The sequence below is a fragment of the Mesoterricola sp. JemC181 genome (assembly GCF_055384585.1).
Genome location: NZ_AP045076.1, coordinates 332,865 through 347,316, shown reverse-complemented (window position 1 = coordinate 347,316; position 14,452 = coordinate 332,865). Strand labels below are relative to the sequence as shown.

Genomic DNA, 14,452 nt, shown 5'->3' with positions numbered 1-14,452 from the left:
GGGGCGGGCCGTTTCCCTTTCCGGGTACCGCGATATCCTTCAGGCACAGCCCACGGAGGTCCCCGTGCCACCCATCGCCCGAGCAGGATTTATGGGCCTCCTCCTCCTGGGTTCCCTGCCGTCCTTCGCCGAGTCCCCCCGGACCTACCGGATCACGGCCCGGAGGCTTTCCAGGGAGGCCCTGGCGACACCCCCCCAGGAGCTGCGGAGCCTGGAAGAACGGGGGAAGTCATCGGTCGCGGTGGTGGACGTCCCCGACACCCGGGAGGGGCCGCCCGGCGACGGGGTCCTCGACCCGCGCTTCCGATACGACCCGGCCGTGGCCCGGTTCCTCCTTCCCACGGACCGGATCCAGTGCGGCGACCCGGGGATCGCGAGACTCGCGGCCGCCCTGCCCGGGACCCGCACCCTCGAGGTCATCCGGGCGGGCCTGGCCCTCGTGTCGCGGTCGGTGACCTACGATCCGGTCCTGGCCAAGGCCATCTCGGAAGGGACGGCGTCCCCGAAGGACGCGCTCGCGGTGCTGCGGGAGGGCACCGGGACCTGCAGCGAATACGCGAGCCTCTTCGTGGCCCTGATGCGGAGCCGGGGGATCCCGGCGCGGTACGTCGTGGGCCTCCTCTACGCGCCGGAGAATGACGCGGACCTCGTCCATGCCTGGGCCGAGTGCTACCTGCCGGGCCACGGCTGGCTTGGCGCGGACCCCCAGGCCGGAAGCCTGGGGCTCGCGCCGGACCACATCAGGCTGTTCCTCGGGATGGACTACCCGGACTGCGGCGCCGGGCCGCTGCCGCAGCTGTGGCCGCTGAAGGCGGTCCGGATTCAGTCCCGGCTTCCGTAATAGGTCCACGACCACAGCCGGATCGAGGTCCCCTCCACCGGCCCCCGCTGGTAGAGCCGGATCCAGCCCGCCGGCTGCGCGCTCCATTTCACCAGGAGGGCCTGGTTGTCGGCGTTCTCCCCCAGGCCGGAGGCGTCGACGAGATAGGTGGGGTAGCCGGGCTCGGGGAAGGCCACCTGGATCCAGTCGCCGCGCCGCTCCAGGGGCGAGACCACGATGTCCCGCACCTTGCGGGGGGTGCGCTGGACGTCCAGGTCCTCCTGGCTGTGGGGGGGGGTGTTGCGGCCGGGGGCGAACTCCCGGGGGGCGGAGGTGCGCCACAGGGCCTCGCCCACCATGCGCCCGTCGGGGAAGCCGCTGGAGGCGTAGGGAGCGTCGTCCCGGGGTTCCGTGCGCACGGGCTGCAGGGCCAGGCTGAGCATGAGGCGGTTGTGCAGGGTCCATCCCTCGTGGCTGGTGCGCTCCTTCACACAGACGCGGGAGTTGGCGAGGATGGCCTCCAGATGGCTCTCCAGGGTCGTCACCTGGGCCCGGCTCGCGGCCAGGTCCACCCAGCCCCAGCCCAGGGGGCCGCCCCACACCAGGGCACGCCCCTTGTCCAGGGCGAAGACGGCGGGGTGTTCGCTGGGCTCGCCCGTGACCAGGGGCCCGGAGAGGCTGAGGCATTCCACGGCCATGACCTTCTCGGGCTTGGGGCCCTTGAACCAGTCCAGGAACTCCAGGCCGGGAAGGGTGGTCCCCCCGCGGGCCTTGACCCAGTAGACGGTGAAGTCCTGCTGGCCCTTGCCGGGGCCGTCCAGGACGCCCATGGCGCCCTCCTCGGGGGGCTGCCGGTCCAGGTTCAGCCAGGCGGTGACGGGGGGCGCGGCCTTCTTCCGGCGGCAGCCGGTGCCGAGGCCCAGCCCCACGACCAGCCCAAGCATCAGTGCGACTCGGAGTTTCATGGTCCTGCTCCCGTTGTCCCGTGTGAACGTGGCACCAGGATAGCGGAAATACCGGGCTACTTGGCTTCCGCCTTGGCCCAGGAATCCTTGAGGCTCACCGTGCGGTTGAAGACCGGGTTCCCCTCCCGTCCGTCCGGGTCGGCCACGAAGTAGCCCAGCCGCTCGAACTGGAAGGCCTGGCCGGGCTTCGCCTTGGCCAGGGACGTCTCCACCTGGGCCGATGCCAGGATCTCCCTGCTCCCGGGGTTCAGGAAGTGCCGCCAGTCCTCGCCTTCGGGCACGTCCATGGGGTCCTTGGCGGTGAAGAGCCGGTCGTAGAGCCGCACTTCGCAGGCCAGGGCGTGGGCCGCCGATACCCAGTGGAGGGTTCCCTTGACCTTGCGGCCGTCGGGGGCGTCCCCGCCCAGGGAGGCGGGATCCCAGGTGCAGCGGAGCTCCGTGACCTCGCCCGCGGCATCCTGCACCACGCCCGTGCAGCGCACGAGGCATGCGTTCTTCAGGCGCACTTCGGCCCCGGGGGCCAGGCGGAACCATTTCTTGGGGGCCTCCATCTGGAAGTCCTCCCGCTCCACGAAGACTTCCCGGGAGAAGGGGACCTTGCGGCGGCCCAGGGCCTCGTTCTCGGGATGGTTGGGCACGTCCAGCCAGTGCACCTCGCCCTCGGCCAGGTTCTCGATGACCAGCTTCAGGGGGCGCAGTACGGCCATGGCGCGCGGGGCGCTCCCGGCCAGGTCCTCGCGCACGCAGTGCTCCAGGAGGCCCACGTCGGCCACCATGTCCCGCTTGGCCACGCCCACCTTGTCCGCGAAGGCCCGGATGCTGGCGGCGGTGTAGCCCCTCCTGCGCAGGCCGGTGATGGTGGGCATGCGGGGGTCGTCCCAGCCGCTGACGAAGCCTTCCTTCACCAGCTCCAGGAGGCGGCGCTTGCTCATGACGGTGTAGGTGAGGTTGAGCCGGGCGAACTCGATCTGGCGGGGGTGGGGCCTCGAGAAGAACTTCCCCTCCGTGTCCTGGGCCAGGAACCAGTCGTAGAGGGGGCGGTGGTCCTCGAACTCCAGGGTGCAGATGGAGTGGGTGATGCGCTCGATGGCGTCCGAGATGCCGTGGGCGTAGTCGTACATGGGGTAGATGAGCCAGGCGTCGCCGGTGCGGTGATGGTGGGCGCGCTTGATGCGGTACATGAGGGGATCCCGCATGTTCATGTTGGGGCTCTGCATGTCGATCTTCGCGCGCAGGACCTTGGCGCCGTCCGCGAACTCCCCGGCGCGCATGCGCCGGAAGAGGTCCAGGTTCTCCTCGGGGCTCCGGTCGCGGAACGGGCTGTTTCGCCCCGGCTTGAAGAAGTTGCCCCGGTAGTCCTTGATCTCCTCTTCGCCCAGGTCGCACACGTAGGCCCTGCCCTGGCCGATCAGGTACTCCGCGTAGTCGTACAGGAACGGGAAGTAGTCCGAGGCGTAGCGCTCCCCGGCCCAGTCGAAGCCCAGCCAGCGCACGTCGTCGCGGATGGAGTCCACGTACTCGACGTCCTCCTTGACCGGGTTGGTGTCGTCGAACCGCAGGTTCGTGGTGCCGCCGTACTTCCCGGCGAGGCCGAAGTTGATGCAGATCGACTTGGCGTGGCCGATGTGGAGGTAGCCGTTGGGCTCGGGGGGGAAGCGGGTGCAGATGCGGCCCCCGTGCTTGCCGGAAGCCCCGTCGGCCTCCATGATCTCCTCGATGAAGTTGAGGCTGCGGGTCTCGGGGGCGGGGGTCTCGTTGGTCATGTCAGATCCATTTTTCCAGGCGGGCGCACACGTCCCCGCGGCCCAGGAGGGCCATGGTGTCGAAGATGGGGGGGCTCACCAGCCTGCCGGTGAAGGCCAGGCGCAGGGCCTGCGCCAGGTCCTTGAGCTTGAGGCCGTGCCGGGCCAGGATGGCATCCACGTCCGCCTTCAGGGTGTCGTGCTCGTAGTTTTCCAGGGCCAGGACCTCCCGGAGGGCTGGACGCACGGCGGAGGTCAGGTACTTGGCCACGTCCGCCTCGGCCGGCTCGGCGGCCCCGGAAAAGAGGAACGCGAGGGTGTCGGCCATCTCGACGAGGGTGGCCCGGTTCTTGTTGCAGCCGATGGCCAGGGCCTTCCATTCGTCGGACCGGGCGTCCCAGGCGGCCTCCAGGCCCCGCATCTGCCACTGCCAGCGCAGGTGCGGCGCGATCTCCGTCCAGTCCAGGCGCTGGATGAACTTCTGGTTGATCCACTTGAGCTTGTCGATATCGAAGACCGCGGCGGCCTTCTGGATCTCGCCCAGGTCGAAGTTGTCCATGAGCTGCTGGTCGGTGAGCAGCTCCTCCTCGACGCTCTCGGCGGCCTTGCCGTCCACCTTGGGCGTCCACCCCAGCTTGGCCAGGCACAGGCGCACCGCCACGGGCAGGTAGCCCTCGTCCCGGAACTCGGTGATGCTGGCGGCTCCGTGGCGCTTGCTGAGCTTCTGCTTGTCCTTGCCCAGGATCATGGGCACGTGGGCGAACCCGGGCAGGTCGTAGCCCAGGGCCCGGTAGAGGACGATCTGCTTGGGGGTGTTGGCCACGTGGTCGTCGCCGCGCACCACGTGGGTGACGCCCATGTCCACGTCGTCCACCACCACGCAGAAGTTGTAGGTGGGGGTCCCGTCCTGGCGGGCGATGATCCAGTCGTCCAGGCTCGAGGCGGGAACGGCGATGCGGCCCTTCACCAGGTCCTCCAGCACGATCTCGCCCTCGTCGGGCATGCGCAGGCGGATGGCGCTGGGCACGGAGGCGTCCAGGTGCTTGTCCCGGCAGCGCCCGTCATACATGAAGGGGCGGCCCTCGGCATCGGCCTGCTTGCGGCGGGCGTCCAGGTCCTCCCGGCTGCACTCGCAGCGGTAGGCGAGGCCCTTGTCCAGCAGTTCGGCGATCTTGGCCCGGTAGAGGTCCATGCGCAGCATCTGGCGGTAGGGGCCGTGGGGACCGCGGTAGGCGTTGGGGTCCCCGGGGACGGGACCCTCGTCCCAGTCCAGGCCCACCCACTCCATCCCCTCCTCGATGATCCGGATGTTGTCGTCGGTGCTGCGGGTGAGGTCGGTGTCCTCCACCCTCAGGATGAACGTCCCATGGTGCCGCCGGGCATAGAGCCAGCAGAACAGGGCGGTGCGGACCCCCCCGATGTGGAGCATGCCGGTGGGGCTGGGGGCGAAGCGGGTTACGACGGGTTTTTGCATCTAGACCTCGGGCCTGAACCTTATAGTCTGCCCGATGCGGCCCGAACCCCCAAATCCTACTTGAGGTACAGCTTCAGGCGGATCTCCACGGGGCCGGAGCTGCTGAAGAGGCTGCGGTCCAGGACCACGGGCACTTCCACGACGCTGGTGCTGGGGTGGGCCCCGGGTTCCCCGGTGGGCATCCCGCCGGCTTCCGTCACGGGCAGCTCGTCGATCTCCTCGAGCATCTCGCCTGCGCCCAACTCCTCTACTTCCAAAGGCATACGTTCCTTGGCCGCCTCGGCGCGGGCGCTGGGGCGGGCGGGGAACATGTCGCGCTGGGGCTCCGCGGGGGCGCCCCCGCCGTATTTCTCCGTGAGGTGCTTGAGGACCAGCCTGGCGACCCCGGACAGGGTCTCCCGGACCCCCTGCCCCCGGGTGGCGCAGGCCTCGAAGGTGGGGACCCCGAACCGGTTGATCTCCCGGTTCAGCACGTCCGTGGGCAGGGCGTTGGGCGTGTCCCGCTTGTTGAACTGGATGACATGGGGGAGTTTCTCCAGCTCCGACCCCTGCTCCCGCAGGTTGTCGATAAGGTTCTGGAAGCTCTCCTTGTTGCCCTCCAGGGCCTGGGCCTGGGAATCGGCCACGAAGACCACGGCGTCGGCCCCCCTGAGCACGAGCTTGCGGGTGGCGTCGTAGAACACCTGGCCGGGCACGGTGTAGAGCTGGATGCGGGTCTTCATGCCCCGGATCGTCCCCAGCTCGATGGGCAGGAAGTCGAAGAAGAGGGTCCGGTCCGTCTGGGTGGCAAGGCTGAGCATCTTCCCCCGGCCGTCCTGGGGAAGGGAATCATAGACATGCTGAAGGTTGGTGGTCTTGCCACAGAGGCCGGGGCCGTAATAGACGATCTTGGCGGTCAGCTCTTTGGTAGCTGCGTTGAAAAGGACCATGCGGCCTCCACGGGGGAGAAGGGATGCCAGATTGGCTGAATCCAGGGGGTCAGGTCAAGGTTGAAGCCCGTCCGGGGCAAATTAGCCGGGCCCGGGGGGGTTGACTGTTTGCATAACCCATAGGACACCACTAGACTGCTCAAGAGATCCAGAAAATAAAGGGGAGACCATGGCAAAACTGCTCGTTCAAGAGAGTAATGGAGCCCGCGAATTTGAATTGGTCGACAATGAGGTGAGCATCGGGCGGGAGCTGGACAACACCCTCCGCCTGGCCGACCCCAGCATCTCCCGTCACCACGCCGTGCTCCGCAGGACCGCCACGGGCTACGAGGTCCAGGACCTCGGCAGCAGCAACGGCGTCCTCATCAACGGGATCAAGGTGGAGACCGGATCCCTGAAGGACGGGGACCGCATCACCCTCGGCCAGATGCAGCTCACCTTCGTGGACCCCCGGCCCGTGGAGGACGTGAACCCCCTGGGCACCGTCCGCATGAACCTGGACGAGATGGCCAAGATCCAGGGTGGAGCGCCCGAGCCGGCCCCCATCGCCCTGGAGCCCCCGGTGCCACCGGCGCCCCAGGCGCCCCCGCCCCCGCCCGCTCCTCCCCCGCCCCCGGCCCCCCGTCCCATGGCCCCCCAGGGCGACAACCCCGCCCCCGCCTTCCTGCAGCCCTACCTGCCCGGCGTCCCCGACGACGCCCAGCCCCTGATCTACGGCGGCGCCATCGAGCGGGGGGATTTCGGCACGCGGTTCGTGGCCTACCTCATCGACGTGGGCATCTGGCTGCTCCTGTTCGTCGTGTTCATCGTCGCCTCGGCGGTTCTGGGCGCGGTCTCCCACGGCATCACGGTCCTCTTCAGCTGCCTCCTGTACCCGTTCCTGGGGCTGGGCTACATGGTCTTCATGCTCTGGAGCATGGTCAAATTCAGGGCCACCATCGGCAAGAAGATCATGAAGCTCCGCGTCGTCCCCGAGATGAACCCCGCCGGCAACATCGACTGGGGCCAGGCCATCCTCCGCCTCGTGGGCCACTGGGTCAGCGGCATGCTGGCGTGCCTGCCCTACCTCCTCATCCTGGGCGCGGACCGGAAGGGGTTCCAGGACATGTTCTCGAACTCCATCGTGATCAAGGTGGACCGCTAGGACGCTTTTCATCACAATGGCTCATTCCGGCCCCCCAGGGGGCCGGTTTGGGCTTACTTTGGATATACCGATCCAGTTCGCCTTGCCTCCGGCCTTAGACAGGAGCACCCATGCCCAAGCTGAACAACGTCCTCGCCGTGATTCTCGGAGGGGGCCGCGGCGCGCGGCTCTATCCGCTCACCAAGATGCGCTCCAAGCCCGCCGTCCCCATCGCCGGCAAGTACCGCCTCATCGACATCCCGCTGAGCAACTGCATCAACTCCGGCATCTTCCGCATGCACGTGCTGACCCAGTTCAATTCGGTCTCGCTGCACCGGCACATCTCCGAGAGCTACAAGTTCGACGTGTTCCACACCGGCTGGGTGCAGGTGCTGGCCGCGGAGCAGACCCCCACCAGCGAAGGCTGGTACCAGGGCACCGCCGACGCCATCCGCAAGCAGCTGTTCCAGATCCAGGTGGTGGGCACCGAGCACGTGCTCATCCTCGCCGGGGACCACCTCTACCGCATGGACTACGCCCCCATGGTGGCCCACCACATCGCCAAGGGCGCCGACATCACCGTGGCCGTGCAGCCCGTGGCCAAGGACGAGGCGGACCGCTTCGGGCTCCTCAAGCGCACCCCGGACGGCAGGATCGTCAACTTCGTGGAGAAGCCCAAGACGCCCGAGGCCCAGGAGGCCATGGTCAGCCGGGACGACCCGGAGCGCCCCTTCCTGGGCTCCATGGGCATCTACCTCTTCAAGACCGAGGTGCTGGTGGACCTCCTCACCAGCCACCCGGACTTCGACGACTTCGGCCACCACGTCATCCCCTTCGCCATCAGCCGCATGAACGTCTCCGGCTTCGACTTCGACGGCTACTGGCAGGACATCGGGACCATCCGCTCCTTCTACGACGTCAACCTCGAGCTGACCCGCCCCAACCCCGAGTTCAACCTCTACGACGCCCACCACCCCATCTACACCCACTCCCGGTTCCTGCCCGGCTCCATCTGCTCGGACACCAAGCTCAAGGACGTGCTGCTCTGCGAGGGCTGCGTCATCGAGGGCGGCGGCGAGATCACCCACTCCATCATCGGCGTGCGCAGCCAGATCGGCCCCGGCACCCGCATCCTGGACAGCATCGTCATGGGCGCCGACTACTACCAGCGCCTCCACAAGGAGGTGCCCCTGGGCATCGGCCCCGACTGCCACATCGAGGGCGCCATCCTGGACAAGAACGTGAGCATCGGCGCGGGCGTGGTCATCAGGCCCTTCCCCCGCGGCACGGAGCTGGACGCGGGCGACTACGTGGTCCAGGACGGCATCGTCGTGGTGCCCAAGAACACCGTCCTGTGCGCGGGGACGCGCATCGGGCCGGAGGCCTGAGACGAGCCGTGGCCTGCGCATTCTGTGGAGGAGGACCCCTGGAACCGTGGAGGCCCGGCGAGCCCGCCGTGGTCCGGTGCCGGGCCTGTGGTGGCGCCAGCCTGGATCCCCTGCCCGAACCCGCGGCGCAGGCGGAACTCTACCAGGAGGACTACTACCAGGAGGACTCCGGCGGCCGGTTCCTGGGTCTGGCGGAGGCCCTGGTGGTGGGCCTGAAGTCCTCAAGGTACCGGGCCGTCGCGGCAAGGTGCGGGGGCGGGAACTCCATCCTGGACGTGGGCTGCGGCCGCGGGGACCTGCTGGCCCTCTTCAAGGCGAAAGGCTGGACGGTGAAGGGCACCCAGGTGTCCCGCACCGCGGCCGAGGCGGCGCGGCGCCTCAGGAACATTGATGTCGCCGTGGGGGAGCTGCCGGACCTTGGCCTGGAACCGGCCTCCTTCAATGTGATCACGTTCTTCCATGTGCTCGAGCACCTCGCGAACCCCAGGGCCTACCTGGCCTGTGCCCGGGATCTCCTTGCCGACGGGGGACTCCTGGTGGTGGAGGTCCCCAACTTCCGCACCTGGGGATTCAGGCTCCTGGGACGCCGCAACCTGTGCTTCGACTACCCACACCACCTCCATTTCCTCACGCCTGCGGCCCTGGCCGGACTGGTGGAGCATTGCGGCTTCAGGGTCGAGGAGCGGACCTGGTATTCCCTGGAATATTCGGCGTTCACGACCCTCCAGAACTGGCTCAACCTCCTCCCGGGCGAACCCAGCCGGCTGTACCGGGCCCTCATGGGCAACCCCGCGGGCATCTCCCTGCGCCGAAGCCCCTGGACCTGGCTGCACCTCCTCCTGGGGACGCTTCTTGGTCCCCTGGCCTTCCTGGTGTCCGCGATGAGCCTGGCGCTGCCCATGGGGAACACGATCCGTTTCTACTGCAGGAAGGTGCCGGGCGCGAGGGCCTTTCCCTTTCGGCCTTGAGGCGGCGGGCGATGGGTTCATAGAGAGACGTCGTGGTCCGCTCCCATTTCCAGGGCCGGCCTTTTTTCTGGGCCTGCCAGAAGGCCCAAGGGGCCTTCCAGGTGCCCAATTCGTAGCCGAAACCGTCATACGTGTCTTCCCGGAACGCGTAGAAGGCCCAGTGGGACCCCTGCCCTTCCACCACCGAGAGCACGTCCTCCAGATAGGTGGCGCACCCCGGCGAGAGCCGGTGGCAACCGAATTCGCCGACCACAATGCGATGGGCCGGGATCCCCTGTTCCCTGGCCCAGTCGTAGGCCGGCTGCAGAAAACGGGCTATCGCCGCCCGATCCCATTCCTGCTCCCGCCCGGAAACGGAAGGAACCGGGCCGGGGTATACCCACGGTTCGGCCCGCCGGAAATTCGCCGGACTGGACCAAGGGTAGGGTTCATACATGTGGAAGGCGTAGAGCGTCTTTTGATCACCCACCGGATCCGGCCAGTACGTGAAACCCGTGGCCCGTGCGTACCACCCCGAATCCAGCAGCACAGGCATGTCAGGGTCAACCCTCCGGACGGCGGCCAGGACCAGCTTGTAGAACCCGGGAAGATCGCAGGCGGACCCTTTCACGGTGGCGTACCACGCTTTCAGTTCCTCCGGCGAAGCATCTTCCGCTGCGCCGCCCTCCCGTTCAGGGGCGGGTTCGTTGACCAGGTTGTACCCTGCCACGGCCGGGTGGCCCTTCAGCTCCTTGGCGAGGTCGCCCCAGAACCTCGCCGATTGTCTCCACCCTTCCTTGTCCCGCCAGATCCGTCCGTCGAATCGGGCGCCGTTGTTCTGGCTCCAGCGCATCCCGGGCAGGGAGAGGGGCACCACCACGACCTTGATCCCTTCCGCATGGGCGCGATCGAGGGTGGCTTTGAGCGTTTTCAGATCGGCCGCCACCAGTCCCTCGTACCGGCTGGCGTCTCCCAGCAGGAAATCACGTCTGGCTGGTTTCCATTTGTCGTAGGCCAAGCGGAGCCATTGGATGCCCTGCCTGCGGGCTTCCTTGAAATAGGCCCTGGATGGAGGGCTTCCGTTCATGCAATTGGCACCACACCGGGGCCGGCCGGTCCAGAACTCCATCCCTGCACCTGGCGCCACCGAAGCTGGGGCAGCCCCCTGCGTCTGGGCGTGGAGGCCCGCCGCCGCCAGGAGCGCCATCAAGAGAAAGAACGACCGCATCATCGGGGCACTTCCATCGTTACCCAATGTCCGGGAGTGCCCGATGGTTCCCGGGATGGTAGGGCGACCCCAGCCTGGACTCGAGGCTTCAATCATGAAAAAAGCCCATATTCCTATGGGCTTTTTTCAAATCAAGCTACACGGTCGGCTCCGGCACCCCTCAGAACGGGATGTCGTCGTCGTAGACCTGACCGCCGCCCGAAGCGGGAGCGGGCGCACCGGTGGGCTCGTACTCGTCGGCGCCGCCGCCGCCGGAGGGCCGGCCGCCGCCTTCCTCAAGCCGGCCGAGCATCACGAAGTTGTCGCAACGGATGTCGCAGGCCGTCTTCTTGACGCCCGCCTGGTCGGTGTACTCACGGTACTGGATGCGGCCCTCGATGAGGACCTGCTTGCCCTTGCGCAGGTACTTCTCGGCGATCTCCGCCTGCTTGCCCCAAACCACGATGTTGTGCCACTCCGTCTTGGTCTGCTTCTCACCCTGGGGGTTCTTCCAGGTCTCGGTGGTGGCCACGGAGAAGCGCGCCAGGGCCTGGCCCGACGGGGTCATCTTGAGCTCGGGATCCCGGCCCAGGTTTCCGATCAGCATCACTTTGTTCAACGATCCGGACATGTTCTTCCTCCTTGTAGGTGGCGGAGCTCTCCGCCTCACCGAATGCCTCAGTCCGTCTGAGCTGGTGGTAGGGTGACAATGATGATAGCGGGAGTTTTCGTGTCAAGCCTTCTCATAACCTGCCGAGACAAGTCATCCGCGGGCCGACATTACGTTCCGGCGGTCCGGGCGGGGGGCTGGGAGGGGGAGATCCTCCTTGTGGGCCCCGGGGACCCGGTCCCCCCCCTGGAGGGCTTCCGGGGGGTGCTCCTCACCGGCGGGGACGACATCCACCCCGCCAACTGGGATCCGGAGGAGGCCGTGCACCCCGAGGCCGAGCCGGACCCTGAACGGGACGCCCTGGAGATCCCCCTGGCCCGCCGGGCCTGGGACCTGGGCCTGCCCATCCTGGGCATCTGCCGAGGGGAGCAGCTGCTCAACGTGGCCCTGGGGGGCAGCCTCGTGCAGGACATCCCGGATCACTACGGCTGCGGGCCGGAGCGTCACTGCCTGGGTTCCTCCAGCCTCCCTCCCGAACTCGCCCACTGGGTGATCGTGGACCCCGCCTCCCGGCTGCGCGCGCTGGTGGGGGCCGAAGCGGTGGAGGTCAACAGCCGGCACCATCAGGCCGTGGGCCGCCTGGCCCCGGGCCTTCGGGCGGTGGCCTGGCACGGCACCGCCAGGGACGGGCGGCCCCTGGTTGAGGGCCTCGAGGCCGCCGACACCTCCCGGTGGGTGGTGGCGGTCCAGTGGCATCCCGAGAACCTGGTTGCCATGGACCATCCGGCGGCACTGAGCGCCCTGGGGATCTTCCGGGGCTTCGCCGAGGCGCTCCGGGAGCGGTCTTGACCCTTTCCCCCCTGCCCATCGACCCCTTCCTCCCGGCGATCGTCGAGGCGCTGCGCGACCGGGGCTGCCTGGTTCTTGGGGCGGAGCCCGGCGCGGGCAAGACCACGCGCGTGCCCCGGGCCCTGCTTGATGCGGGGATGCTCGCCGAAGGCGAGTGCTGGGTGCTGGAGCCAAGGCGCCTGGCGGCGCGCCTCGCCGCGGCCCGGGTGGCCGCGGAACTGGGGGAGCCGCTGGGCGGCGCCGTGGGCTACGCGGTGCGCTTCGAGCAGAAGGTCTCCCGCGCCACCCGCGTGCGCTTCGTCACCGAGGGGCTGCTGCTGCGCAGGCTCCAGGACGACCCCGCCCTGCGCGGCATCTCCACGGTCCTCCTGGACGAGTTCCACGAACGCCACCTGCAGACGGACCTGGCCATCACCCTCCTGCGCCGGCTGCGGAAGGGGGCGCGCCCGGACCTGCGGCTGGGGGTGATGAGCGCCACCCTGGACCCCGGGCCCATCTCGGCCTTCCTGGAGGCCCCCGCCCTGGCCTGCCCCGGGCGCCAGTGGCCCGTGGAGATCCGGCACCAGCAGCGGCCCGAGTCCGCCCCCCTGGAGGACCAGGTGGCGGGTGCCGTGGACCGGCTCTACCGGGAGGGCCTCAAGGGCCACACCCTGGTGTTCCTCCCCGGCGCCGGCGAAATCCGCCGCTGCCTGCGCAGCTGCGCCCGGACCGCCGAGACCCACGGGCTGCGGCTTCTGCCCCTGCACGGGAGCCTCCCGTTCGATGCGCAGCAGGAGGCGGTGTCCCCCAGCGAGCGATTCAAGGTCATCCTCAGCACCAACGTGGCCGAAAGCTCCGTGACCTTGGAGGGGGTGGGTGCCGTGGTGGACTCGGGCCTGGGGCGGGAGGCCTTCCACTCCCCCTGGTCGGGCCTGCCGGGGCTGCGCACCGTCCGCATCAGCCAGGCCCGCTGCGTGCAGCGCGCGGGGCGGGCCGGGCGCACCGGGCCCGGGGTCTGCCTGCGGCTCTTCTCCCTGGCCGAGTTCAATGCCCGGCCTCCCTTCGATGCCGCCGAGCTCCTTCGCACGGATCTGGCCGAACCGCTTCTGGCCCTGGCCGACCTGGACATCGGCGCCGGCCTGGAGTGGTTCCAGGCGCCCCCGGCAAAGGCCCTGGAGGCCGGCGGCAAGCTCCTGGAGAGCCTGGGGGCCATGGAGGACGGTCGGATCTCGGCCCTGGGCCGGCGCATGGCGCGGTTGCCCCTCCACCCCCGCCTGGCGCGCCTGGTGACCGCCGGCGAGGACGCCGGCATCCCCAACCTCGCAAGGCTCGCGGCCGTGCTCCTGGAAACCGGGGACCTGGTCGCCCGCAAGGACCTGGCCCCCCGAGGCGCCCCCCAGGGCCATGCGCTGGATTCCGATGTCCTCGCCCGCATCGACCATTACCTGGAGCCTGCGGGCACGGATCCTGCGGCCCTGCGCCAGGCGCGGCTGGCCTTCAGGGCCCTGGGCGGCGGCGCCCTGGAGGAGGACGAGGAGGGGCTCCTGCGCGCCATGGTTGCGGCCTACCCCGACCGCATCGCCCGGGTGGGCGGCAACGGCACCTGCACCCTGGTGGGCGGGGGCGGCGCGCGCCTCGCGCCCCAGTGCCGGGTGCGCCGGGCGGGGTGGATCCTGGCCCTGGAGGCCGACGGCGTGGGCGGGCAGATCCAGGTCCAGGCCGCCTCGCGCCTGGAGCCGGACTGGCTCCTGGACGCGTTCCCGGACGCCATCCGCGACACCGAGGAACTGGCCTTCAACGGGGGCACGGGCCGCGTTGACCTCTATTCCCGCCTCTGGTTCGAGGACCTGCTCCTCATGGAGAGCCGGCGCCCCGCGCCTCCCGGCCACCCCGGCGCGGCCCAGGTGCTGGCCCGGGCCGCCACGGGCGCGGCCCCCCTGGAAGGCCTTCTGCCCCGCCTGGCCTTCCTGGCGAGGCTGCGCCCCGACCTGGCCATCCCGGACGAGACCGGTCTGCGCGAGGTGCTGCTCACCGGCGCCTGCGAGGGCCTCGCCAGCCTGAAGGAACTGGAGGCCGCGGACTGGCCCGGCGCCGTGCGCCGTGCCCTGGGGGCCGAGACCGCGCGGCTCCTGGACGCCTGGGCACCGGAATGGATCCAGATCCCCCGGCGCCGCCTGCGCGTGAACTACGGGGACGGCGCCCCCTGGGTGGCGTCCCGGCTCCAGGACTTCGTCGGCCTCAAGAAGGGTCCCGCCATCGGCGGGGGCGAGGTTCCCCTGGTGCTCCACCTCCTGGCCCCCAACAACCGCGCCGTGCAGGTCACGACGGACCTGGCGGGGTTCTGGCAGCGGGTCTACAAGGAGATGAGGCCGGGGCTGGCCCGCAGGTACCCCAAGCACCACTGGCCGGAGGTCTAGGG

10 protein-coding genes and 2 pseudogenes are annotated in these 14,452 nt (G+C 69.1%); 6 read left to right on the top strand and 6 right to left on the bottom strand.

What is annotated here, in order from left to right; genetic code table 11:
- The first annotated feature begins 91 nt into the window (after positions 1–91).
- On the top strand, positions 92–841 hold the full coding sequence (locus ACZ5MC_RS01610) for a transglutaminase-like domain-containing protein (protein WP_464516896.1): 750 nt from the start codon (positions 92–94) through the stop codon (positions 839–841).
- Here ACZ5MC_RS01610 and ACZ5MC_RS01605 read toward each other — a convergent pair.
- From ACZ5MC_RS01605 to ACZ5MC_RS01590, 4 genes and pseudogenes are all read right to left on the bottom strand, one after another.
- Positions 823–1,785 carry a hypothetical protein gene (locus tag ACZ5MC_RS01605; protein WP_306598508.1) on the bottom strand — a complete coding sequence of 321 codons (963 nt, stop codon included), beginning with the start codon at positions 1,783–1,785 and terminating at the stop codon, positions 823–825. The genes ACZ5MC_RS01610 and ACZ5MC_RS01605 overlap by 19 nt on opposite strands.
- A 56-nt stretch (positions 1,786–1,841) precedes the next feature.
- The gene (locus ACZ5MC_RS01600; RefSeq protein ID WP_464516895.1) at positions 1,842–3,548 is read right to left on the bottom strand and encodes a glutamine--tRNA ligase/YqeY domain fusion protein; all 1,707 of its coding nucleotides are present in this window, start codon (positions 3,546–3,548) and stop codon (positions 1,842–1,844) included.
- A gap of 1 nt (position 3,549) precedes the next feature.
- Positions 3,550–5,001, bottom strand: a complete 1,452-nt coding sequence (gene gltX, locus ACZ5MC_RS01595) for a glutamate--tRNA ligase (protein WP_464516894.1) — start codon at positions 4,999–5,001, stop codon at positions 3,550–3,552.
- Between the two features lie 356 nt (positions 5,002–5,357).
- Positions 5,358–5,930 (bottom strand): annotated as a pseudogene (locus ACZ5MC_RS01590) (GTP-binding protein); the annotation flags it as partial.
- Positions 5,931–6,099: 169 nt separating this feature from the next.
- Here ACZ5MC_RS01590 and ACZ5MC_RS01585 point away from each other — a divergent pair.
- The 3 genes from ACZ5MC_RS01585 to ACZ5MC_RS01575 all read left to right on the top strand — a co-directional run bounded on the left by ACZ5MC_RS01585 (position 6,100) and on the right by ACZ5MC_RS01575 (position 9,409).
- Positions 6,100–7,074 (top strand): FHA domain-containing protein, encoded by a 975-nt coding sequence (locus ACZ5MC_RS01585; protein WP_464516893.1) that lies wholly within the window; start codon positions 6,100–6,102, stop codon positions 7,072–7,074.
- A 110-nt stretch (positions 7,075–7,184) separates the two neighbouring features.
- Positions 7,185–8,441: a glucose-1-phosphate adenylyltransferase gene (locus tag ACZ5MC_RS01580; protein ID WP_306598503.1), complete on the top strand. Its 1,257-nt coding sequence runs from the start codon at positions 7,185–7,187 to the stop codon at positions 8,439–8,441.
- 68 nt (positions 8,442–8,509) lie between these two features.
- Positions 8,510–9,409 carry a class I SAM-dependent methyltransferase gene (locus ACZ5MC_RS01575; protein WP_306598502.1) on the top strand — a complete coding sequence of 300 codons (900 nt, stop codon included), beginning with the start codon at positions 8,510–8,512 and terminating at the stop codon, positions 9,407–9,409.
- A 154-nt stretch (positions 9,410–9,563) separates the two neighbouring features.
- Here the strand turns inward: ACZ5MC_RS01575 and ACZ5MC_RS01570 are convergent.
- Both ACZ5MC_RS01570 and ACZ5MC_RS01565 read right to left on the bottom strand, forming a co-directional pair.
- Positions 9,564–10,475 (bottom strand): annotated as a pseudogene (locus tag ACZ5MC_RS01570) (glycoside hydrolase family 5 protein); the annotation flags it as partial.
- A 301-nt stretch (positions 10,476–10,776) separates the two neighbouring features.
- Positions 10,777–11,226 carry a single-stranded DNA-binding protein gene (locus ACZ5MC_RS01565; protein WP_306598501.1) on the bottom strand — a complete coding sequence of 150 codons (450 nt, stop codon included), beginning with the start codon at positions 11,224–11,226 and terminating at the stop codon, positions 10,777–10,779.
- A gap of 198 nt (positions 11,227–11,424) precedes the next feature.
- Here ACZ5MC_RS01565 and ACZ5MC_RS01560 point away from each other — a divergent pair, with 198 nt between their 5' ends.
- Both ACZ5MC_RS01560 and hrpB read left to right on the top strand, forming a co-directional pair.
- On the top strand, positions 11,425–12,054 hold the full coding sequence (locus ACZ5MC_RS01560; RefSeq protein ID WP_464516892.1) for a gamma-glutamyl-gamma-aminobutyrate hydrolase family protein: 630 nt from the start codon (positions 11,425–11,427) through the stop codon (positions 12,052–12,054).
- Entirely contained in the window at positions 12,051–14,450 is a 2,400-nt protein-coding gene (gene hrpB, locus ACZ5MC_RS01555) for an ATP-dependent helicase HrpB (protein ID WP_306598499.1), read from the top strand. The genes ACZ5MC_RS01560 and hrpB overlap by 4 nt, the downstream gene beginning before the upstream one ends.
- Positions 14,451–14,452: the final 2 nt, after the last annotated feature.